The organism is Streptomyces sp. NPDC034670, from assembly GCF_055574875.1.
On the sequence record NZ_JBVITR010000044.1, the window covers coordinates 38,420 to 60,100 of the forward strand.

The window sequence follows — 21,681 nt, forward strand, 5'->3', positions numbered from 1 at the left end:
CTCCCCTCCCCCCGGGCACCGGGTGCTCCGGGTGACAATGACCGCGACGAGAGAGGGACGTAACACTCGTGCAGTGGACCTTGGTGGTGCCCCTGAAGCCGCTGGACCGGGCCAAGAGCAGGCTGTCGGACACCGCGGACGACGGACTGCGCCCGGGCCTCGCGCTCGCCTTCGCCCAGGACACGGTGGCGGCCGCGCTGGCGTGCCCGGCGGTGCGGGATGTGGTGGTCGTCACGGACGACGTCCGGGCGGGCCGCGAACTGGGCGCGCTGGGCGCCGGGATCGTCCCCGACGAACCGGGCGGCGGTCTGAACGCCGCTCTCGGCCACGCGGCGGCGGTGGTGCGCGCGTCCCGGCGGGCCGGCGGCGTGGCGGCCCTGAACGCCGACCTGCCGGCGCTGCGCCCGCCGGAATTGGCCCGTGTCCTCGATACGGCCGCCGAATTCCCGCGCGCTTTTCTCGCGGACGCCGCCGCAATCGGCACGACCCTGCTGGCCGCGTCCCCGGGCCGGGAATTGCGCCCGTCCTTCGGTCCCGATTCGCGGGCCCGGCACCGGGCGTCCGGGGCCGTGGAACTGTGTCTGGACGGGGTGGATTCCGTGCGGCAGGACGTGGACACCGGCGACGATCTGCGGGCGGCGCTGGCCCTGGGGGTGGGGTCTCACACGGCCGCGGCCGCCGCGCGGTTGCTGATTCCGGAGCAGTAAGCTGCCGGTATGCAGGCCACCGCGTACACCTACGACCCCGTCAGCCGCAGCGGTCAGGTGCTCCTGGACGACGGCACCCCGGTGTCCTTCGACGCTCCGGCGTTCGACGCGGGGAGTCTGAGGCTGCTGCGCCCCGGGCAGCGGGTGCGCATCGAGACCGAGGGCGAGGGCGAGGGCCGGCGGATCACGCTGGTGACGCTCCAGACGTTCTGACCGGCCGCCTCCCGGTCGTCACCCCCGCCGACACGCCGCGGGCCGGGCTCCCCGACGGAGTCCGGCCCGGCGCGTGAGGTACCGCTTGCCCGCGGCTACTTCTTGCGGGTGGTGGTCTTCTTGGCCGTGGTCTTGCGCGCGGTGGACTTCTTGGCGGGCGCCTTCGTGGCCGTCGCCTTCTTGGCCGGGGCCTTCTTGGCGGTCGTCTTCGCGGCGGCGGTCTTGGCGGTCGTCGCGGTCTTCTTGGCGGGTGCCTTCTTCGCCGTGGTCTTGGCCGCCGCCGTCTTGGTGGCGGCCTTCTTCGCCGTCGTCTTCTTGGCCGCGGCCTTCTTGGCGGCGGCCTTCTTGCCCGCGGCCTTGGAGATCGTGGCCGACGGGCCGGACAGGCTGCCCTTGGGGGCCTTCTTGACGGCGATGTCGTTCTTCGGGAGCTTCTTCGACCCGCTGACCAGGTCCTTGAAGCCCTGGCCCGCGCGGAACCGGGGAACGGAGGTCTTCTTGACCCGAACCCGCTCGCCCGTCTGGGGGTTGCGGGCGTAGCGGGCCGGACGGTCGACCTTCTCGAACGAACCGAAACCGGTGACCGAGACCCGGTCCCCCGCGACCACCGCGCGGACGATGGCGTCCAGGACCGCGTCGACGGCATCGGCGGCCTGCTGGCGGCCGCCCATCTTGTCGGCAATCGCTTCTACGAGCTGCGCCTTGTTCACGTCTTCCCCTTCGGAGACATCGCCAGAACGAAACTGTTCAAGCTTTTTCGCACGTTAGGCAGATATATACCGCAAATCAAACACGAAACGGGCTAATCACCCTTGTGCCGCAACGGACTAGATCGTTTCGACCGGTTCAACGCCCCTCTTCGGGGAATCGCCCCTCGTCGAGATCGGCGACGAACCGCTCCAGACGCCTTGCCGCACCGGCGAGATCGTGCTTGGCCGCAGCCGTAATGACCAGCAGCTTCCGGGCCAGCGCCATCCGTACGCCCTCCGGGACTTGCAGTGCGCGCACCCTCGAGTGCGCTTCCTTGAGCCGGACCGCGACCGCCGCATAGAGCTCGAGTTGGCCGTCGTGTTCCATGCACAGATTGTGCCATCTGGGGCAAGTTGCCGCCTGCGCAGGGGGCAACTACCGCCTCGGGCGGTCCTCCCGACGCCCGCGGAAGCCGTGGGCGCACGACGCGCGTACCCCGGCAATCACCCCTCTAACGTGGGAAGTTGAGAGCGTCCGGGACGCCGTGCGGCGCCGGACGGGCACGGAGACGCCCGTACCCCCGATCGATCCGATCGGGGGTACGGGCGGTGTGTCGGGGTGGCCGAAAGTCGACCTCTGGGCGGGGCTTCGCCCGCGGACGGGGTCAGACCGGGAGGGTGCGCGGCTTGAAGGAGGGGCGCTTCGCCTCGTAGGCGGCGATGTCGGCCTCGTTCCGCAGCGTGATGGAGATGTCGTCGAGACCGTTCAGCAGTCGCCAGCGGGAGTTCTCGTCGAGCTCGAAGGAGGCGGTGACGCCCTCGGCGCGCACCTCGCGGGCCTCGAGGTCGACGGTGATCTCGGCGGTGGGGTCGGCTTCGGTGAGCTCCCACAGCGCGTCCACGGTCTTCTGGTCGAGGACCACCGTCAGCAGGCCGTTCTTCAGCGAGTTGCCGCGGAAGATGTCGGCGAAGCGGGAGGAGATCACGGCCTTGAACCCGTAGTTCTGCAGCGCCCAGACGGCGTGCTCGCGGGAGGAGCCGGTGCCGAAGTCAGGGCCGGCCACCAGCACCGTGGCGCCCCGGCGCTCGGGCCGGTTGAGCACGAACTCCGGGTCCCTGCGCCAGGCCTCGAACAGTCCGTCCTCGAACCCGTCCCGCGTCACCTTCTTGAGCCAGTGGGCGGGGATGATCTGGTCGGTGTCGACGTTGCTGCGGCGCAGCGGGACGGCCCGGCCGGTGTGGGCGGTGAATGCTTCCATGACTGATCAGACTCCAGCGGGCGTGGGTGCGTCGACGGCGAGATCGGCCGGGGAGGCCAGGTGGCCCAGGACCGCGGTGGCCGCGGCGACCTGCGGGGACACCAGGTGGGTGCGGCCGCCCTTGCCCTGCCGGCCCTCGAAGTTGCGGTTGGAGGTGGAGGCGGAGCGCTCGCCGGGGGCGAGCTGGTCGGGGTTCATGCCCAGGCACATGGAGCAGCCCGCGTGCCGCCACTCGGCGCCGGCCTCCTTGAAGACCACGTCCAGGCCCTCGGAGACGGCCTGCAGCCCCACCCGCGCGGAGCCCGGGACGACCAGCATCCGTACGCCGTCGGCGACTTTGCGGCCCTTGAGGATCTCCGCGGCGGCGCGCAGGTCCTCGATGCGGCCGTTGGTGCAGGAACCTACGAAGACGGTGTCCACGCCGATGGAGCGCAGCGGCTGGCCGGCCTCCAACCCCATGTACTCCAGGGCCTTTTCGGCGGCGAGGCGCTCCGAGGGGTCTTCGTACGAAGCGGGGTCGGGGACCGAGGCGGACAGCGGCGCGCCCTGGCCCGGGTTGGTGCCCCAGGTGACGAACGGCGACAGTTCGGCGGCCTCGATGACGACCTCGGCGTCGAACTCGGCGTCCGCGTCGGTGCGCAGCGTCCTCCAGTAGGCGACGGCCGCGTCCCAGTCCTCGCCCCGCGGGGCGTGCGGGCGGTCCTTGAGGTACGCGAAGGTGGTCTCGTCGGGAGCGATCATGCCCGCGCGGGCGCCGGCCTCGATCGACATGTTGCAGATGGTCATCCGGGCCTCCATCGAGAGCTTCTCGATGGCCTCGCCCCGGTACTCCAGGATGTAGCCCTGGCCGCCGCCGGTGCCGATCCTCGCGATGATCGCCAGGATCAGGTCCTTGGCCGTGACCCCGTCGGGCAGTTCGCCGTTGACCGTGATCGCCATGGTCTTCGGACGGGCCATCGGCAGCGTCTGGGTGGCCAGCACGTGCTCGACCTGGGAGGTGCCGATGCCGAACGCCAGAGCGCCGAAGGCGCCGTGCGTGGAGGTGTGCGAGTCGCCGCAGACCACGGTCGTGCCGGGCTGGGTCAGGCCGAGCTGCGGACCGACCACGTGCACCACGCCCTGCTCGACGTCGCCCAGCGGGTGCAGCCGGACGCCGAACTCCGCGCAGTTCCTCCGCAGGGTCTCCAGCTGGACCCGGGAGACCGGGTCGGCGATGGGCTTGTCGATGTCCAGGGTCGGGGTGTTGTGGTCCTCGGTCGCGATGGTGAGGTCGAGCCTGCGCACCTTCCGGCCGCTCTTGCGGAGGCCGTCGAAGGCCTGCGGGCTGGTCACCTCGTGCAGCAGGTGCAGATCGATGAAGAGGAGGTCGGGCTCGCCCTCGGCGCGCCGGACGACGTGGTCGTCCCAGACCTTCTCCGCGAGTGTCCTACCCATCGCTTTCCCTTCGGCCGGCACGAACCGCTCCGGCCCAACTAGAGATCTCTGAGGAGACGGCGCCCGCGCCCCTGGTCCCGGGCGTCCGCCGCCAGGCCCCTGTGTCCACGGGCCGCGTTGCTTCCGTGCTTCCAGAGTGGCGGGTTCCACGGAAAATTGAACTTGCGTTTCACAGAGTGAGACGCAAGTATCGTTGCATGGACAACAGTAGCGGCGTCGGCGTTCTGGACAAGGCGGCCCTCGTCCTGAGCGCCCTGGAGTCCGGTCCGGCCACCCTCGCGGGGTTGGTCGGCGCCACCGGACTGGCACGACCCACGGCCCACCGTCTGGCCGTGGCGCTGGAGCACCACCGTCTGGTGGCGCGCGACATGCAGGGCCGGTTCATCCTCGGCCCGCGCCTGGCCGAACTGGCCGCGGCGGCGGGCGAGGACCGTCTGCTCGCCACGGCGGGCCCGGTGCTCACCCACCTCCGCGACGTCACCGGGGAGAGCGCCCAGCTCTACCGCCGCCAGGGCGACATGCGCATCTGCGTCGCCGCGGCGGAGCGCCTGTCGGGCCTTCGGGACACGGTCCCGGTGGGCTCCACGCTGACGATGAAGGCCGGCTCCTCGGCGCAGATCCTGCTCGCCTGGGAGGAGCCGGAGCGGCTGCACCGCGGCCTGCAGGGCGCCCGCTTCACGGCGACGGCCCTGTCGGGCGTACGGCGCCGCGGCTGGGCCCAGTCGATCGGTGAGCGCGAGCCGGGGGTCGCGTCCGTCTCCGCGCCGGTGCGCGGCCCCTCGAACCGGGTGGTGGCCGCCGTGTCGGTCTCCGGCCCCATCGAGCGCCTGACCCGCCACCCGGGCCGCATGCACGCGCAGGCCGTCATCGACGCCGCCACCCGCCTCTCCGAGGCGCTGCGCCGCTCCTGACCGCCCTCTTCGTCCGCCGTCCCCGTCGGGGGCGGGCCCGCCTCAACGCCGCGGCAGGCCCTCCCCGACCCCACGCGCTGCCGGACGTCTCCTCCTCCGGCCGGCACCCGCCCGTGCGCGACCGCGGGCTCCGCGCGTCGGCCTGCCGGGGCGGACCGGCTCGTGCGGGCCCTCCGGCACCACGTGCGCCGCACGCCTCCTCCCGGTCCCCCACGGTCGGCGGGCGCTCACCCGGCGTGGTGGAAGACGCCGGAACGTGCGCGCGGGCACCGCCCGCAAACGGGTGGTCCGCACGCCGACCGGCAGGACGACGCCCCTCCCCCCGGTCGCCGCGTTCGGCGGTGACGGCCCCGCACCGGCCGGGCCGCTCCGGGGCGCCGAACCGATGGGGACCCAGGGGAAGTTGATGCGCCAGGTGACCCGTGGGAGAGGGTTTCGGCAGGGCGCCGCGGGATCGAGCGGGCCGGATCACCCGCCGGGACCTGCGCCCCGCGCCGCCGCCCTCCCGGAACGCCGAGAGCCCCCCACCTCAGTGGAGGGCTCTCGCCATCTGTACCCCCGACCGGATTCGAACCGGCGCTACCGCCTTGAGAGGGCGGCGTGCTAGGCCGCTACACAACGGGGGCGTGGATCGTGCGTTTCCGCAGATCCTGCTGGTCTACCTGGACTCGAACCAAGACTAACTGAACCAGAATCAGTCGTGCTGCCAATTACACCATAGACCAATGATGGTTTAGACCAGTCAGTACCCCCGACCGGATTCGAACCGGCGCTACCGCCTTGAGAGGGCGGCGTGCTAGGCCGCTACACAACGGGGGCCCTAGCGATCCTGCATCGAGAACAGTGGGAGCGACCCGGCTGTTCCCGCGGGAAGGATCTGTACCCCCGACCGGATTCGAACCGGCGCTACCGCCTTGAGAGGGCGGCGTGCTAGGCCGCTACACAACGGGGGCTTGCGGATGTGATCCGCGGGTTGCAGATGAGCTCTGCGAGCTGGCCTACCTGGACTCGAACCAAGACTAACTGAACCAGAATCAGTCGTGCTGCCAATTACACCATAGGCCACTGGAACGCAAGCCCCCTGAGGGGATCTTGTTCTAGCGCTGCGCTGCGGAGTTCCGGCCCGTCGGCCCGCTCTCCGCGGCGCAGGAAGAACATTACCCGAAGGTGGACGGCGCTCCAAAACGAGTATCGGCGTCGAGCAGCGCGGGCAGTTCGGCGAGGGAGGCGATGCGGCGCGGCCCCGCGGGCGGCTCGACGGTCGCGTACACCCCGCCGCGGTCGATCCACACCGACAGCAGTCCGGCCTCCGCGGCGCCCCGGCCGTCGATCTCCGGGTGGTCGCCGACGTACGCGACCTGGTCCGCCGGCAGGGACAGGGCCTCGCAGGCGGCCAGGAAGGCGCCGGGGTCGGGCTTGGAGACACCCAGCTCGGCGGCGCACAGGACGGCCTCGAAGCGGTCGTGGACGCCGAGGACGCGCAGCTTGCGGTCCTGGACGGTCAGGCTGGAGTTGGACAGCACCGCGTGGCGGTGGCTGGCGGCGAGGGCGTCGAGGACGGGCAGCACGTCCGGGAAGAGGCTCCAGGAGGCCTCGTAGTGGGCCAGGTAGCGCCGGAACCAGTCGTCGGCCTCGGCGTCGCCCAGGTCCCGGTCCAGGAAGGCGCGGATGCGGTCGCGGCGCTGGGTCTCGAAGTCCACCTCCCCCGCGGCGAACCGCGCCCACTGGAGGTCGGTGATCTCCCGCCAGCGCAGCAGCGCCTCCTCCACGGAGGCGTGCCCGTGGAGCAGCCCCTCGGCCAGGAGGTGCGCCCGCATGCCCTCGCGGTCGGCGGTCGTGTAGTCGAAGAGGGTGTCGTCCACGTCCCAGACGACGGCTCGGATCGCCATGGGACCGACGGTACCCGGACACGGGAGGAGGGGGGGGGGGGGGGGGGGGGGGGGGGGGGCGCCGCCGTGCTTGTTGTGGGTGGGTGGGCTGGGAGGGGCCCGGAGGGTTCCGGGCGCCGCCCCTCGTGCCGTGCGGGGTGCTACGCGGCGAGCTTCGCCAGGGCCGCGTCGATCCTGGTCAGCGTCTCCTCCTTGCCCAGGATCTCCAGGGACTCGAAGAGCGGCAGGCCGACCGTGCGGCCGGTGACGGCCACGCGGACGGGGGCCTGGGCCTTGCCGAGCTTGAGGCCGTGCGCCTCGCCGGCGGCCAGGACGGCCTCCTTCAGCGACTCCGCGGAGGTCCAGTCGGCCGCCTCCAGCTTCTCCCGGGCGGTGCGCAGCAGGGCGTCGGAGCCCTCCTTCATCGCCTTGTTCCAGGAGGCCTCGTCGAAGACCGGCTCCGGCAGGAAGAGGAAGTCGACGTTGTCCGTGATCTCGGAGAGGACCTTCAGACGGGTCTGCGCGTGCGGGGCGATGGCCTGCCACCTGGCCTCGTCGAAGGCCTCGGGGGCCCAGGGGGCGTGGGGGGCCCGCAGCCAGGGCGCGCAGCGCTCGGTGAAGTCCTTCACGTCGAGCATGCGGATGTGGTCGGCGTTGATCGCCTCGCACTTCTTCAGGTCGAAGCGGGCCGGGTTGGGGTTGACGTCCGTGACGTCGAAGGCCGCGACCATCTCCTCGACCGAGAAGACGTCCCGGTCGGCGGAGAGCGACCAGCCGAGCAGGGAGAGGTAGTTGAGCAGGCCCTCGGGGAGGAAGCCGCGCTCGCGGTAGAGGTTCAGGGACGACTGCGGGTCGCGCTTGGAGAGCTTCTTGTTGCCCTCGCCCATGACGTACGGCAGGTGGCCGAAGGCCGGGACCCCCTTGGCGACGCCCAGCTCGATCAGCGCCTTGTACAGGGCGATCTGGCGCGGGGTGGAGGAGAGCAGGTCCTCGCCGCGCAGGACGTGGGTGATCTCCATCAGCGCGTCGTCGACCGGGTTGACCAGGGTGTACAGCGGGGCGCCGTTGGCGCGCACGATGCCGTAGTCCGGGACGTTCTCGGGGGTGAAGGTCAGCTCGCCGCGGACCAGGTCGGTGAAGGTGATCGTCTCGTCGGGCATGCGGAAGCGGACGATCGGCTCGCGGCCCTGGGCCTTGTACTCCTCGACCTGGGCGTCGGTGAGCTCGCGGCAGTGGCCGTCGTACCCGGAGGGGCGGCCCGCGGCGCGGGCGGCCTCGCGGCGGGCGTCCAGCTCCTCCTGGGAGCAGTAGCAGTGGTAGGCGTGGCCGCCGTCGAGGAGCCTGCGGGCCACGTCCCGGTAGAGGTCCATGCGCTGCGACTGGCGGTACGGCGCGTGCGGGCCGCCGACCTCGGGGCCCTCGTCCCAGTCGAAGCCGAGCCAGCGCATCGCGTCGAGCAGCTGGTGGTAGGACTCCTCGGAGTCGCGGGCGGCGTCGGTGTCCTCGATGCGGAAGACCAGGGTCCCGCCGTGGTGCTTGGCGAACGCCCAGTTGAACAGGGCGGTGCGGACCAGGCCCACATGGGGGTTGCCGGTGGGCGACGGACAGAAACGGACGCGTGGGGGTACCCCCTGTCCGAGCGTCGTCGAGGACTGGGGGGAGGGGGAGCCTGATGCGCTAGCCACGCTTGACAACCTTGTTGGTGAGAGTGCCGATGCCTTCGATGGTGACGGCGACCTCGTCGCCGACGTTGAGGGGGCCGACCCCGGCCGGGGTGCCCGTGAGGATGACGTCGCCGGGGAGCAGGGTCATGGCCTCGGAGATGTTGACGACCAGGTCCTCGATGGAGTGGATCATCTCGCTGGTGCGGCCGAGCTGGCGCTGGGCGCCGTTGACCGTGAGCTGGACGGTCAGGTCGTTCGCGGCGGCGAGGTCCAGGTCCGTCTCCACCCAGGGGCCGAGCGGGCAGGAGGTGTCGAACCCCTTGGCCCGGGCCCACTGCTTCTCGCGCTTCTGGACGTCGCGCGCGGTGACGTCGTTGGCGCAGGTGTAACCGAAGATCACGTCCTTGACGCGTTCGCGCGGGACCTCGCGGCACAGCCGGCCGATGACCACGGCCAGCTCGGCCTCGTGGTGCACCTCGCGGGAGAAGGAGGGGTACTGGATCTCGTCGCCGGGGCCGATGACCGAGGTGGCGGGCTTGAAGAAGGCGAACGGGGCCTCGGGCACCTCGTTGCCCATCTCCTTGGCGTGCTCGGCGTAGTTGCGGCCGAAGGCCACCACCTTGTTGGGGAGCACCGGGGGCAGCAGCCTGACCTTGCTCAGCGGGACCTTCGTGCCGGAGAGCTCGAAGTCCGCGAACGGGATGCCCTTGATGATGTCCAGGACGAGCTCGTCCTGCCTCTCGCCCTCGACCGCGCCGAAGGCGACGTTCCCGTCGATGGAGAATCTGGCGATGCGCACGGGATGTTTGGCCCCTTGACCTAGGCGGCTGGAGTCTGACGCTCCAGGCTAACGCGGCACGCCCTCCCGTTCTCGCGCACGACGGGCGCGGGCGCACGAGGGGCGTCGCCGCCGGCGTCCGGCGGGCGGGGCGCCCCGCTGCGCGGCGAGGGGCGCCCCCGGTCGTCGTGGGGCGCCCCTCGTGCCGTGCGGCGGGCCGGTGCCGCCGGCCGGACACGGTGGTGCCGGGCGGCACGCGGACGCCGTCCGCACCGACCGGTGCGGACGGCGTCCGTGTCAGTTCGCGGTGCCGGCCGCGGCCGGGATCTCCATGAGGACGGTGCGCCTGGGGTTGGCGGTCTGGGCCGGGAGTTCGACGGGATGCTCCTGCCGGACCGGCGTCTGCAGTTCATCGGCGCCCTCGAGGTGCGCCAGCGTCGTGCGCCGCGGGTTGGCGATCTTGTGGAACATCGTCGTCGTCTTCACTGTTTACTTGACCTCGTCCTGTTCACGGCGCCCACCAGGGGGTACGGGGACCCGGTGACGGGCGCGGGTTGTCGGTTTTGCCATCCCTGTAAAGCGTCAGGCTAAACATGCAATTCCCTGCGAATGACGCCGGGAGGCCGGGATCTTGGTGTGATTTTGCTCACGAAAGGCTGGGCAAAGCGGATGATCCGGACAGGCACTCCACTCCTCCGAAACGGACATTGGCCCCCTGAAGCCACTATTCCGCTCCTGATCATGCCGACTGGGACACCGGGAGCAGCCGGTCGCTTCGCGGGTGTACGTCCGGTTTGACCGAGATCACTTTCCACCCGCGGTGACCCGTCGCTCACGTGGTGTCACGTAGGTCACGGGTAGGGGTACGGGCCTTGTTGGAGATCCTGCACTGTGCTGGAATTCCACGGACCGCCGCGGGAATGGAGCCGGCGCACAGGGGGCGCACCGAACGCGCCGAGTGGCGGCGGATGGGGGAACCAGCGCCGGTCACTCACGACCACCACGGGGGCGTATTCAGGGCGCCCCTATGACGCCGACACCGTGTCCCGCCGTTCGCGCGGAGGGGCGCCTGGTCCAGAGGTTGCGACGCTAGTGCAGGGACGTTTCAAGAGGGATGGCAGCGCTTCGGCGGAGCCGGAGCCGCACGGCGGGACTGGCCCGATGGCCGTCAGCTCCTCGCCCCAGCACGCCCAGAACCAGGGACCGGCCGTGTCCGGCGACAGCGGCGAGCGGACCGGTCGCCCCGGTGCCCCCGCGCCCACGGGACCGACGGACCCGGCCGCGGCCGACGAGAAGGCGCCGCAGGGCCCGACCGGCCCCGGACCGCGCATAGCCCTGCGCAACTGGCGCATCTCGACCCGTCTGGTGTCCCTGCTCGCCCTCCCGGTGGTCGCGGCCACCTCGCTGGGCGCGCTGCGCATCAACCAGTCGATGGACGACATCCAGCAGCTCGACAACATGAAGCTGCTGACGGACATGACCAAGCAGGCCACCGAACTGGCCGCCGCGCTCCAGGAGGAGCGCGACCAGTCGGCCGGCCCGCTGGCGCACGGCGGCAAGGCCACCGACTTCACGGTCAAGGGCTACCGCGAGAAGACCGACCGTGCGATGGAGAACTTCCTCGACAGTTCCGAGGAGATCGACAACGCGGCCAAGGACGGCAACCTCAAGGGCGTCCGCGACAACCTGGTCCAGCTCACCGGCGAGCTGGGCGACATCGCGAAGATCCGCAACACGGCCTACTCGTCGGCCGAGAACTCCACCCAGACCGTCGAGGCGTACCACCGTCTGATCGAGAACCTGATCGACCTCTCGCAGGACATGGCGGAGGCGACCAGCAACCCCGAGATGATCCAGCGCACGCGCGCCCTGGCGTCCTTCTCGTCCGCCAAGGAGTACGCCTCGATCCAGCGCGCGGTCCTCGCGGCGGCGCTGCCCGCCAGCAACACCACCTCCGGCAAACTCACCGAGAACGACCGGCTCTACGCCGAGTCGGCGCTGACCAGCCAGAAGTCCGAGCTCCGCAGCTTCAAGAGCATCTACGGCGAGACCTCGGCCGCCGAGCTGCTCCAGCCGATCGAGGAGGGCAACGCCACGATCAAGGCCACCGACGAGTACGCCGGGCGCGCCCTGGGCTCGCAGTTCGGCCTCAGGTCGGTGGGCAAGCGGTCCTACCGGGACTGGCTGGACGACAGCTCCACCAAGATCCAGCAGATGAAGAACATCGAGCACTCGCTGCTCGAGGAGATGGAACAGAAGGCCCGTGAGCTGCGCAGCGCCACCGAGCGCGACGCGATCATCTCCGGTGCGCTGATCCTCATCGTGCTCGGTGTGTCGCTGGTCGGCGCCTTCGTCGTGGCCCGCTCCATGATCCGCTCGCTGCGCCGGCTGGAGGAGACCGCCACCAAGGTCGCCCAGGAACGCCTGCCCGAGCTGGTCAAGCAGCTGTCCGAGTCCGACCCGCAGGACGTCGACACGTCCGTGGAGTCGGTCGGTGTGCACTCCCGGGACGAGATCGGCAAGGTGGCCGCGGCCTTCGACGACGTGCACCGCGAGGCGGTCCGCCTCGCCGCCGAGCAGGCCCTGCTGCGGGGCAACGTCAACGCGATGTTCACCAACCTCTCGCGCCGCTCCCAGGGCCTGATCCAGCGCCAGCTGTCGCTGATCTCCGAGCTGGAGTCCCGCGAGGCCGACCCGGACCAGCTGTCCTCGCTGTTCAAGCTGGACCACCTGGCCACGCGCATGCGCCGTAACGGTGAGAACCTGCTGGTCCTCGCGGGTGAGGAGCCCGGCCGCCGGTGGACCCGCCCGGTGCCGCTGGTCGACGTGCTGCGCGCCGCCGCGTCCGAGGTGGAGCAGTACGAGCGCATCGAGCTGTCCGCCGTGCCGACCACCGAAGTGGCCGGCCGGGTCGTCAACGACCTCGTGCACCTGCTCGCCGAGCTGCTGGAGAACGCGACCTCGTTCTCCTCGCCCCAGACCAAGGTCAAGGTCACCGGTCACGCGCTGCCCGACGGCCGCGTGCTGATCGAGATCCACGACACCGGCATCGGTCTGTCCCCGGAGGACCTGGCGGCGATCAACGAGCGGCTCGCCTCGCCGCCCACCGTGGACGTCTCCGTCTCCCGCCGCATGGGTCTGTTCGTGGTCGGCCGTCTGTCGCAGCGCCACGGCATCCGCATCCAGCTCCGCCCGTCCGACTCCGGCGGTACGACCGCGCTGGTCATGCTGCCCGTCGATGTCGCCCAGGGCGGCAAGAAGCCCCAGGGCAAGCCCGGTCAGCCGGGTGGTGTCGGTGGCCCCGCCGCCGCGCAGGCGGCCGCCGGTGCCGCCGCCGCGCGCCGGGCCGCCGGTGGCGGTCAGGGCGGTGCCGGTGCACCGGGCGGTGGCCGGCTCGGCGGCGGCCAGGGTCCGCGGGCCGCACTGCCCGGGCGGGACGGCGCAGGCCGGCCCGACGGGGCACGGGGACCGCAGGGCCAGCCGGGCGGCTCCACGCCGTCGCTGTTCGACCGGGGCGCTCCCGCCGCGCCGCCGCAGGGCCGTCCGGCTCCCGCCGGCGCCGGCTTCGCGGGCCAGGCGCCGGGCGCCCCGCAGGGGCTGCAGGCCGCGGGGCCGGGCGGTACGCAGGACCGGGACGCCTTCGGTGGCGGCCGGGGCCAGGTGCCCCCGCAGCGCGGCGACGGCGACGCCGAGCGCGGCCGCCGTCCGCAGCTCCCGCCGCGCGGTGGCCCGCGCGCCGAGCTGCCCGGCGGCGACCAGCAGCAGCGCGTGCCCAGCTGGAGCGACGAGAACGCCCAGCCCCCGGTGGAACGCCCCTCGCCGGACGCCCCGCGCGGCCACGAGGAGCCGGACGTCTCCCGGACGTCCCCCATGCCCCGGATCGACGACCGGCAGGGGCCCGGCGCGACGGCGGAGATCCCCCGGTTCGACGACCGTCGGAACACCGGTGCGCCCGGCTACGGCACGCCCGGTCCCGACGCCGCGCAGAACACGGGCCAGTACGCCCAGCCCGGCGCGAACGGCGCCCAGGGCGCTGACCGGTTCGCCCGCGGCGACGTCTTCGGCGTCCCGCAGGGCCGGCCGGGCGGCCAGCAGGACCCGTCCACGACGGGCCGGTTCGCGGGCCCGCAGGGGTACGACAACGGCTCCACCGGCCAGTACCCGGTGCCGCCCCAGCACAACGGTTCCACCGGCCAGTACCCGGTGCCGCCCCAGCACAGCGACTCCACCGGCCGGCACTCCCTCCCGCCCGGCCCGGGCTCCGCCGAACCGGCCGACGCCGGCCGGTTCGAGCGCCCGCAGGGGAACGACGCGCACGGAGCCGGCTTCGGCGCCCCGCGTCCGCCCGCCCCGCAGCAGCCGGTCCGCCACGAACCCGGCAACGGGGGCGCCGCACAGCGGCCCGACGAGGGGCGGGGACCGGGTGACGGATGGGCCCTGCCCCCGGCGTCCGGTCCCGGCGACGGGCGCACGCCGCTGTACGACACCCTGGAGACCAACTGGTTCCGCGGTGGCGGCGGTCAGGAACAGGGCAGCGGTTCCGCCCCGGCACCGCAGCAGCAGTCCCAGCAGCCGCAGGGGCCCACCGGCCCGCAGCGGTCCGCTACTCCCGCCTGGCGCAGCTCGCCCAACGACGAGCTGGTCCGGCAGGCCGAACGCGTCCGGCAGCCGGCCGCGGGCGGCGTCACCACCTCCGGCCTGCCGCGCCGGGTGCCCAGGGCCAACCTCGTCCCGGGCACGGCTCAGCAGCAACCGCACCAGAGCGGTCCTCAGGTCTCGCGCGCCCCCGATGACGTGCGCGGCCGGCTGACCAATCTCCGTCGGGGTATCGCACAGGGTCGCCAGGCCGGTTCCACCCAGACCGGCAGCTTCCCTCACCCCACTCACCAGCAGGAGCGTTAGTTGAGCCCGATGAGCCAGGCGGCACAGAACCTCAACTGGTTGATCACCAACTTCGTGGACAACACCCCCGGGGTGTCCCACACCGTCGTCGTGTCCGCCGACGGCCTTCTCCTGGCGCTGTCCGAGGGATTTCCGCGCGACCGCGCGGACCAGCTCGCGGCCGTGGCGTCGGGACTGACCTCCCTGACGGCCGGCGCCTCCCGGATCTTCGAGGGCGGCAACGTCGCCCAGACGGTCGTCGAGATGGAACGGGGATTCCTCTTCCTCATGTCCATCTCGGACGGCTCGTCCCTCGCCGTCCTGGCGCACCCCGAGTGCGACATCGGCCTCGTCGGCTACGAAATGGCGCTGCTGGTCGATCGCGCGGGGGCGGTCCTCACCCCGGACCTGCGGGCCGAGCTGCAAGGAAGTCTGCTCCACTGACCGGCCCCGGCACCACCCGTCTCACCACATCACCGTCCGGCCGCCACATTCCCCCCACCGGCCCCGTCAGACGGCTTGACTGACCGACTTGCTGTCCCGCCCGGAGGATTCATGACCCCGCCCACCGCCTCTCATGATCCGTACGCGGAGCCGTACGAGGACGAGGGCGACCAGCCGCTGGTCCGTCCCTATGCGATGACCGGCGGCCGGACCCGGCCTCGCTATCAGCTGGCCATCGAGGCACTGATCAGTACGACGGCCGACCCGGCAGCGCTCATGGGGCTCCTCCCGGAGCACCAGCGCATCTGCCACCTGTGCCGTGAGGTGAAGTCGGTCGCCGAGGTCTCGGCCCTGCTCAACATGCCGCTGGGCGTGGCCCGGATCCTGGTGGCGGACCTCGCGGAGGCGGGTCTGGTCGCCATTCACCAGCCGGGCGGCGACGAGACGACCGGCGCCCCGGACGTGACACTGCTCGAAAGGGTGCTCAGTGGACTTCGCAACCTCTAGCGGCGGAGCGGTCTCCGAGAGCCGCTCCACCACCTCCGCGAAGATCGTGGTGGCGGGCGGCTTCGGCGTGGGCAAGACCACGTTCGTCGGCGCCGTCTCGGAGATCAACCCGCTGCGCACGGAGGCCGTCATGACGTCTGCTTCGGCAGGCATCGACGACCTCACCCACACCGGGGACAAGACGACCACCACGGTCGCCATGGACTTCGGCCGCATCACGCTCGACCAGGACCTGATCCTGTACCTGTTCGGCACGCCCGGCCAGGACCGCTTCTGGTTCATGTGGGACGACCTGGTGCGCGGCGCCATCGGCGCGGTCGTCCTCGTCGACACCCGCCGCCTCGCCGACTGCTTCCCCGCCGTCGACTACTTCGAGAACAGCGGACTGCCCTTCGTCATCGCCCTCAACGGCTTCGACGGCCAGCAGCCCTACCAGCCCGACGAAGTACGCGAGGCCCTGCAGATCGGCCCCGACACCCCCATCATCACCACCGACGCCCGCCACCGCGCGGACGCCAAGAGTGCGCTGATCACGCTGGTCGAGCACGCCCTCATGGCGCGTCTCAGGTAGATCCAAGTCGCGCGCTGCGTATGGCAGTTGCCGTAGACCACGTCCGGAGCCGGCTGTGTCCTTCGACACGGCCGGCCTCGGTGTTCATAACGTTTCGGCAGAAGAATCGGACGAGGCCCGCCACGCGACGCGGTCGACCGGTGCCGCTGTGCGCACGAACCTCCAGTCTTTTGACAAGGCTCGCTCTTTATGACCGTTTTATCTGGGACTTGCATCACTTGGAATCCCGGCTCTCCACTGTTTGGAAGAGCGCAGGTCGGCATGCTGGAATGCCTGAACTGCCCAATAGTCAAAGACGTACTCAGTAGTCGATGGCATGCCGGGCTCTGAGACACTGCGGCACAACGTTGGTGCCGACCGCCGAGAGGTTGTTGGTCGAGTGAGGCGAAGCAAGAACAGTCCCGAGCCGTCGGCCCGGGGCAACTTCACCCCGCCGCCGCGCGCAGCGGCGTCCGCCCCGGTGCCCGATACCGATTCGGCGGCCGCGCCCGCCCCCAGCGGCGGGCGCCTCACCCCGCGCAACTGGCGGGTGGCCACCAGGCTGAACGCGATCCTGCTCCTCCCGGTGCTGGTCGGCCTGGTCATGGGCGGCTTCCAGGTGAAGAGTTCGGTCGACACCTGGCAGGAGGCGGAGGACGCGGAGAAGACCGCGCGCCTGGTGCAGGCCTCCCTCACCTACGCCAACGCCCTCTACAACGAGCGGGACGTCACGGCGACCCCGCTGCTGCAGGGCAAGGGACAGCAGGACCCCACCGTCACCGAGGCGCGCGCGGCCACCGACAAGGCCGCCGACGCCTTCGACGCGGCGGCGCAGGACATGCCGGGCACGGCGGGTCTGGAGCGCCGGCTGAAGCTGTTCCGCGACGTGGAGCCGAAGCTGACGACGCTGCGCGCGGGCGCCTACACCTCCAAGCTCAAGGGCGTGGACACCCAGGAGGGCTACGTCGAGGTCGCCAACCCGCTGATGCAGTTCGCCAACGAGCTCGGCCTGGGCACCGGCAACATCACCAGCTACGGCCGTACGGTCTACGCGATCTCGCTGACCAAGGCGGCCGTGTCGCTGCAGCGGTCCATCGGCACGCACCTGCTGGTGAAGCCCGGTCCCACCGACAGCCAGCTCGCCAGCCAGCGCGTCGCGCTCTCGTCCTACGCCTACCTCGAGGGCATCGCCCTGCGGGAGTACGTCGGCGGCGGCACCGAGGCCGACGCCGACAAGCTGGACAGGATCACGCAGGAGATCCAGGCCGACGGCAAGACCCTGGCCCAGGAGGCCCAGCAGAAGGACCCGGACTACGTCCCGCCGCCCGCCAACCCGGTCACGATGGTCTCGGAGCTGGCCAAGCTCAGCACCACGGACCCGGCCGGCCGCGCGCAGCTCGCCACGCAGGGCATCACCCCCGAGAACTGGTGGGCGGTGAACACCCTCAAGTTCGACGGTTACCAGCAGATCGAGTCGGACCTCGCCGACTCCGCGGTGAGCGAGGCCGCCCAGATCGCCGACGACGCCCAGCGCGACGCCTTCATCACCGGTGCCGCCGTCGTGGTCGCCCTGCTCGCCGCGTTCATCGTGGCCGGCATGGTGGCCCGTCAGATGAGCCGCTCCATGCGCCGCCTGCGCAACGCCGCCTTCGGCATCGCCGAGCAGCGGCTGCCGATGCTGGTCGACCAGCTCTCCCGCACCGACCCCGGCCGGGTCGACACCCGGGTCGCCCCGATCCCGATCACCTCCACGGACGAGATCGGCGAGGTCGCCCGCGCCTTCGACCAGGTCCACCGCGAGGCCGTCCGGCTCGCCTCCGAGCAGGCCCTGCTGCGGGGCAACATCAACGCGATCTTCACCAACCTCTCGCGCCGCAACCAGTCGCTGATCGAGGGCCAGCTGACCCTGATCACCGACCTGGAGAACAACGAGGCCGACCCGGACCAGCTGGAGAACCTCTTCAAGCTGGACCACCTGGCCACCCGTATGCGCCGCAACGGCGAGAACCTCCTCGTCCTCGCCGGCGAGGAGCCCGGCCGCCGCTGGGACCAGCCGGTGCCGCTGGTCGACGTGTTGCGCGCCGCCTCCTCCGAGGTGGAACAGTACGAGCGCATCGAGCTGTCCGGCGTCCCCGACGCCGAGATCCACGGCCGGGCCGTGACCGACCTCGTGCACCTGCTCGCCGAGCTGCTGGAGAACGCCACGACGTTCTCCTCCCCGCAGACCAAGGTCCGCGTCACCGCGACCCGTCTTCCCGACGGCCGCGTGATGATCGAGATCCACGACAAGGGGATCGGCCTGACCCCCGAGGACTTCGCGGACATCAACCACAAGCTGGCCAACCCGCCGACCGTCGACGCCGCGATCTCGCAGCGCATGGGTCTGTTCGTGGTCGGCCGGCTGTCCGACCGGCACGGCATCCGCGTCCAGCTGCGCCCCTCGGGCGAGCAGGCCGGCACGACCTCGCTGGTCATGCTGCCGGACGCGATCACCCACGGCGGTGGCGGCGAGCAGCAGGCGGGTCCCGACGAGTTCACCGTCTCGCAGATCATCCCGGAACAGAACTTCCAGGGCGAGAACTTCAACCAGCCCCTGCGCACCGCGGCGGAGCTCGGCTTCGACGACAGCCGTTACACGGAGGTCCCGGACGACATACGCGGGCTGGACCCGGTCGGCCGCTCCCTGATGCGCGAGGAACGCCGGGCGGCCCTGGAGTCCCAGGCGCACCCCCAGCAGCCCGAGCCGGCCACCCCGAACGGCCAGGAGGCCCCCGAGGCGTCCGCGTACACCGACGAGTTCGCCGCCCCGCAGGGCTACGACGACGGCCGGGGTTACGACAACGGCCAGGGCTACGACGGCGGTCACGGCGGTTACCAGGAACAGCAGACCGCCGGCTACGACCGGCAGGCGTACGACGACGGGCAGCAGGCGGCGTACGGCGAGGACTACTACGCGCCGAACGGCGGCTACCCGGACCCCTCCTACGCGGAGCCGGCCCGGGAGGACCGCCCGGCGGCGGACGCTCCCGCCACCGGCTCCTTCCCGGCCTTCGCCGAGCGGCGCCGCGAGGACGACTGGCCGCAGCAGGACGGCTACCACAACGGCTACCCCGCCCAGTACCCTGCGGGTGCCCGGGAACCGGAATCCGCGCAGGCCGCTGACGCGGGTGAGCGGGACAGCGTAGGCTTCGACCGTCCGGGACCGGCCTCCTCCGAAGGCCACGACCTGACCGACGCCGGGCTTCCCCGCCGCGGATCCACCGCGAACGGCACGGGCGGCGCACCGCGCGCGATCCAGGAGCCGCCGGCCCCCACCCCGGAGGGCGACGGCGACAGCGGCTGGCGTTCGGCGAACGACGAGCGCTGGCAGCAGGCCTCGCAGCTCCGGAAGCCCAAGGCGGGCGGGGTGACCTCCTCCGGCCTGCCGCGGCGGGTACCCAAGGCCAACCTGGTCCAGGGTTCCGCCGAAACCACGCCTCAGGGAGGCCCACAGGTCTCCCGCGCCCCGGAGGACGTCCGGGGCAGACTGAGCAACCTGCGGCGCGGCGTCCAACGGGGCCGCACCGCAGGCAGTGAAACGAACGGCCAGGGCTTCGGTCCTGACAGCACCTACGACCAGGAGCGTTAGTGTGAGCCCGATGAGCCAGGCGGCACAGAACCTGAACTGGTTGATCACCAACTTCGTGGACAACACCCCGGGTGTGTCCCACACGGTGGTGGTCTCCGCCGACGGACTCCTTCTGGCGATGTCCGAAGGCTTCCCCCGCGACCGCGCCGACCAGCTCGCGGCCGTCGCCTCCGGTCTGACGTCTCTGACGGCAGGCGCCTCCCGGATCTTCGAGGGCGGCAGCGTGAACCAGACGGTTGTGGAGATGGAGCGGGGCTTCCTCTTCATCATGTCCATTTCCGACGGTTCGTCGCTCGCGGTTCTCGCACATCCGGAGGCGGACATCGGCCTCATCGGGTACGAGATGGCCCTCCTGGTCGACCGGGCCGGTACGGTCCTGACACCGGATCTCCGAGCGGAGCTCCAAGGGAGCCTTCTCAACTAACCGGGAGACGGTGCGTTTTGGCGTCCCGTGGCCGTAAGGTTTCGGGACGCGGCTCCACAATCATGGGTGCCAGGCACAGTCGGAGGAGGAGAAAGTGGCAACACCCCCAGGTGGTTCGTCTTCGGGCAACTGGTCGTACGGCCCTGCCCAGGGCCAGCACGACGCCCAGAGCGGATACGGCTACCCCTCCACCCCGAACCACCAGCAGCCGTACGCGCCGCAGGGCCCCGGTCCTTCGCCGTACGACCAGCCGCACGCGCCTCGCGTCCCACCCGTGCAGCCGCAGCGCCGCACCCCCGAGCCGGCGCCCGCCGGGGCGTCGAACAGCCCACTGGTGCGCCCGTACGCGATGACGGGCGGCCGCACCAGGCCGCGGTACCAGCTCGCCATCGAGGCACTGGTGCACACCACCGCGCAGCCGCATCAGATGCAGGGGCAACTGCCCGAGCATCAGCGGATCTGCAACCTCTGCCGGGAGATCAAGTCGGTGGCCGAGATCTCGGCCCTGCTGACCATCCCTCTCGGCGTGGCCAGGATCCTCGTCGCCGACTTGGCGGAGGCGGGACTGGTCGCCATCCATCAGCCCGGCGGCGACGAGAACGCCGGCGGCCAGCCAGACGTGACACTGCTCGAAAGGGTGCTCAGTGGACTTCGCAAGCTCTAGCGGCGGTCCTTCCCGCTCCACCACCTCCGCGAAGATCGTGGTGGCGGGCGGCTTCGGCGTGGGCAAGACCACGTTCGTCGGCGCCGTCTCGGAGATCAACCCGCTGCGCACGGAGGCCGTCATGACGTCTGCTTCGGCAGGCATCGACGACCTCACCCACACCGGGGACAAGACGACCACCACGGTCGCCATGGACTTCGGCCGCATCACGCTCGACCAGGACCTGATCCTGTACCTGTTCGGCACGCCCGGCCAGGACCGCTTCTGGTTCATGTGGGACGACCTGGTGCGCGGCGCCATCGGCGCGGTCGTCCTCGTCGACACCCGCCGCCTCGCCGACTGCTTCCCCGCCGTCGACTACTTCGAGAACAGCGGACTGCCCTTCGTCATCGCCCTCAACGGCTTCGACGGCCAGCAGCCCTACCAGCCCGACGAAGTACGCGAGGCCCTGCAGATCGGCCCCGACACCCCCATCATCACCACCGACGCCCGCCACCGCGCGGACGCCAAGTCGACGCTGATCACGCTCGTGGAGCACGCGTTGATGGCGCGCCTGCGGTAAGCACGGACCGGCTGGTGCGACGGCCCCCCGCGGTCTTCGGGCCGCGGGGGGCCGTCGTGTGCTGTGCCGGGGTGGCTCGTCGCGCGGTCCCCCGTTCCCCTCGCACGCGAAGGGGCCCCTCCTGGTGGAGGGGCCCCTTCGCGTGCGGGTTCAGCGCCAGCTGTGCGGGGCGCGGAAGCCCGGTTCGCGTTCCAGGCGCCGCCAGCCGGCGCGGACGCGGCCCCCGTGGGCCGGGGCGATCTCGGCGGGCCGGGCGGCGGCGCGGGCCAGCAGCAGGGCCGTGAGGGCGGCGACCTCCTCGGGCTCGGCGTGGCCCTTCTCGACACGGATGTCAGGTGTGCTCATGGGTGTCAGTCTCCCTGGGAGAGGAATCCGCGGGGTTGCCGCGACGGGTCCGTCGGGTTACTGGGGTGGGTTGCCGTGCTTGCGGGAGGGCAGGTCGGCGTGTTTGGTCCGCAGCATGGCCAGCGAGCGGATGAGGACCGCGCGGGTCTCGGC

At 71.4% G+C, this 21,681-nt stretch carries 20 protein-coding genes and 5 tRNA genes; 11 read left to right on the plus strand and 14 right to left on the minus strand.

The features are described 5' to 3' along the window. Positions 1-68: 68 nt before the first annotated feature. Together cofC and ACZ56B_RS25075 are read left to right on the plus strand one after the other, a co-directional pair. Positions 69-707, plus strand: a complete 639-nt coding sequence (gene cofC, locus ACZ56B_RS25070) for a 2-phospho-L-lactate guanylyltransferase (protein WP_468794872.1) — start codon at positions 69-71, stop codon at positions 705-707. A gap of 9 nt (positions 708-716) precedes the next feature. Continuing rightward, the gene (locus tag ACZ56B_RS25075) at positions 717-920 is read left to right on the plus strand and encodes a hypothetical protein (protein ID WP_468794875.1); all 204 of its coding nucleotides are present in this window, start codon (positions 717-719) and stop codon (positions 918-920) included. 95 nt (positions 921-1,015) lie between these two features. On the opposite strand, the gene ACZ56B_RS25080 is transcribed toward ACZ56B_RS25075, so the two are convergent. The 4 genes from ACZ56B_RS25080 to leuC form a co-directional block, all read right to left on the minus strand. Then, positions 1,016-1,630 (minus strand): HU family DNA-binding protein, encoded by a 615-nt coding sequence (locus ACZ56B_RS25080; RefSeq protein WP_468794878.1) that lies wholly within the window; start codon positions 1,628-1,630, stop codon positions 1,016-1,018. 136 nt (positions 1,631-1,766) lie between these two features. Beyond that, a complete protein-coding gene (locus tag ACZ56B_RS25085; protein WP_468794880.1) occupies positions 1,767-1,997 on the minus strand; it encodes an SCO5555 family protein in 231 nt (76 codons plus the stop codon). 277 nt (positions 1,998-2,274) lie between these two features. Further along, positions 2,275-2,868, minus strand: coding sequence for a 3-isopropylmalate dehydratase small subunit (gene leuD, locus ACZ56B_RS25090; protein ID WP_468794883.1), 594 nt, complete (start codon positions 2,866-2,868; stop codon positions 2,275-2,277). Between the two features lie 6 nt (positions 2,869-2,874). After that, the gene (gene leuC / locus ACZ56B_RS25095) at positions 2,875-4,302 is read right to left on the minus strand and encodes a 3-isopropylmalate dehydratase large subunit (RefSeq protein WP_468794886.1); all 1,428 of its coding nucleotides are present in this window, start codon (positions 4,300-4,302) and stop codon (positions 2,875-2,877) included. Positions 4,303-4,499: 197 nt separating this feature from the next. On the opposite strand from leuC, the gene ndgR reads away from it, so the two are divergent. After that, the gene (ndgR, locus tag ACZ56B_RS25100) at positions 4,500-5,213 is read left to right on the plus strand and encodes an IclR family transcriptional regulator NdgR (RefSeq protein ID WP_159535972.1); all 714 of its coding nucleotides are present in this window, start codon (positions 4,500-4,502) and stop codon (positions 5,211-5,213) included. A gap of 553 nt (positions 5,214-5,766) precedes the next feature. On the opposite strand, the gene ACZ56B_RS25105 is transcribed toward ndgR, so the two are convergent. From ACZ56B_RS25105 to ACZ56B_RS25145, 9 genes are all read right to left on the minus strand, one after another. Further along, positions 5,767-5,839 (minus strand) — tRNA-Glu (locus ACZ56B_RS25105). A 27-nt stretch (positions 5,840-5,866) separates the two neighbouring features. After that, positions 5,867-5,938: transfer RNA gene (locus tag ACZ56B_RS25110), tRNA-Gln, on the minus strand. A 21-nt stretch (positions 5,939-5,959) separates the two neighbouring features. Next, positions 5,960-6,032, minus strand: a tRNA-Glu gene (locus ACZ56B_RS25115). 61 nt (positions 6,033-6,093) lie between these two features. Then, positions 6,094-6,166, minus strand: a tRNA-Glu gene (locus ACZ56B_RS25120). 40 nt (positions 6,167-6,206) lie between these two features. Next, positions 6,207-6,278 (minus strand) — tRNA-Gln (locus ACZ56B_RS25125). 92 nt (positions 6,279-6,370) lie between these two features. Next, positions 6,371-7,102, minus strand: a complete 732-nt coding sequence (locus ACZ56B_RS25130) for an HAD family hydrolase (protein WP_468794889.1) — start codon at positions 7,100-7,102, stop codon at positions 6,371-6,373. A gap of 140 nt (positions 7,103-7,242) precedes the next feature. Next, positions 7,243-8,766: a glutamate--tRNA ligase gene (gltX, locus tag ACZ56B_RS25135; RefSeq protein ID WP_468794892.1), complete on the minus strand. Its 1,524-nt coding sequence runs from the start codon at positions 8,764-8,766 to the stop codon at positions 7,243-7,245. After that, complete coding sequence (locus tag ACZ56B_RS25140; RefSeq protein ID WP_468794895.1) at positions 8,759-9,544, minus strand: fumarylacetoacetate hydrolase family protein; 786 nt, start codon at positions 9,542-9,544, stop codon at positions 8,759-8,761. The genes gltX and ACZ56B_RS25140 overlap by 8 nt, the downstream gene beginning before the upstream one ends. A 276-nt stretch (positions 9,545-9,820) precedes the next feature. Further along, positions 9,821-10,009: a hypothetical protein gene (locus ACZ56B_RS25145; protein WP_468794898.1), complete on the minus strand. Its 189-nt coding sequence runs from the start codon at positions 10,007-10,009 to the stop codon at positions 9,821-9,823. A gap of 606 nt (positions 10,010-10,615) precedes the next feature. Between ACZ56B_RS25145 and ACZ56B_RS25150 the strand changes: the two genes are divergently transcribed. From ACZ56B_RS25150 to ACZ56B_RS25185, 8 genes are all read left to right on the plus strand, one after another. After that, positions 10,616-14,425, plus strand: coding sequence for a nitrate- and nitrite sensing domain-containing protein (locus ACZ56B_RS25150; RefSeq protein ID WP_468794901.1), 3,810 nt, complete (start codon positions 10,616-10,618; stop codon positions 14,423-14,425). Between the two features lie 9 nt (positions 14,426-14,434). Next, a complete protein-coding gene (locus tag ACZ56B_RS25155; protein ID WP_468794920.1) occupies positions 14,435-14,848 on the plus strand; it encodes a roadblock/LC7 domain-containing protein in 414 nt (137 codons plus the stop codon). A 111-nt stretch (positions 14,849-14,959) separates the two neighbouring features. Continuing rightward, the gene (locus ACZ56B_RS25160) at positions 14,960-15,355 is read left to right on the plus strand and encodes a DUF742 domain-containing protein (protein WP_081237710.1); all 396 of its coding nucleotides are present in this window, start codon (positions 14,960-14,962) and stop codon (positions 15,353-15,355) included. Then, positions 15,336-15,926, plus strand: coding sequence for a GTP-binding protein (locus ACZ56B_RS25165; RefSeq protein ID WP_468794905.1), 591 nt, complete (start codon positions 15,336-15,338; stop codon positions 15,924-15,926). Before ACZ56B_RS25160 ends, ACZ56B_RS25165 begins: the two co-directional genes overlap by 20 nt. A gap of 379 nt (positions 15,927-16,305) precedes the next feature. After that, positions 16,306-19,533, plus strand: a complete 3,228-nt coding sequence (locus ACZ56B_RS25170; protein WP_468794908.1) for a nitrate- and nitrite sensing domain-containing protein — start codon at positions 16,306-16,308, stop codon at positions 19,531-19,533. A gap of 10 nt (positions 19,534-19,543) precedes the next feature. Continuing rightward, a complete protein-coding gene (locus ACZ56B_RS25175; RefSeq protein ID WP_004983065.1) occupies positions 19,544-19,957 on the plus strand; it encodes a roadblock/LC7 domain-containing protein in 414 nt (137 codons plus the stop codon). Positions 19,958-20,051: 94 nt separating this feature from the next. Continuing rightward, complete coding sequence (locus tag ACZ56B_RS25180) at positions 20,052-20,621, plus strand: DUF742 domain-containing protein (protein WP_468794911.1); 570 nt, start codon at positions 20,052-20,054, stop codon at positions 20,619-20,621. After that, complete coding sequence (locus ACZ56B_RS25185) at positions 20,602-21,183, plus strand: GTP-binding protein (RefSeq protein WP_026084856.1); 582 nt, start codon at positions 20,602-20,604, stop codon at positions 21,181-21,183. Before ACZ56B_RS25180 ends, ACZ56B_RS25185 begins: the two co-directional genes overlap by 20 nt. 150 nt (positions 21,184-21,333) lie before the next feature. Here the strand turns inward: ACZ56B_RS25185 and ACZ56B_RS25190 are convergent, their stop codons facing one another. Next, the gene (locus ACZ56B_RS25190; protein WP_468794914.1) at positions 21,334-21,528 is read right to left on the minus strand and encodes an acyl-CoA carboxylase epsilon subunit; all 195 of its coding nucleotides are present in this window, start codon (positions 21,526-21,528) and stop codon (positions 21,334-21,336) included. Positions 21,529-21,681 lie beyond the last annotated feature (153 nt).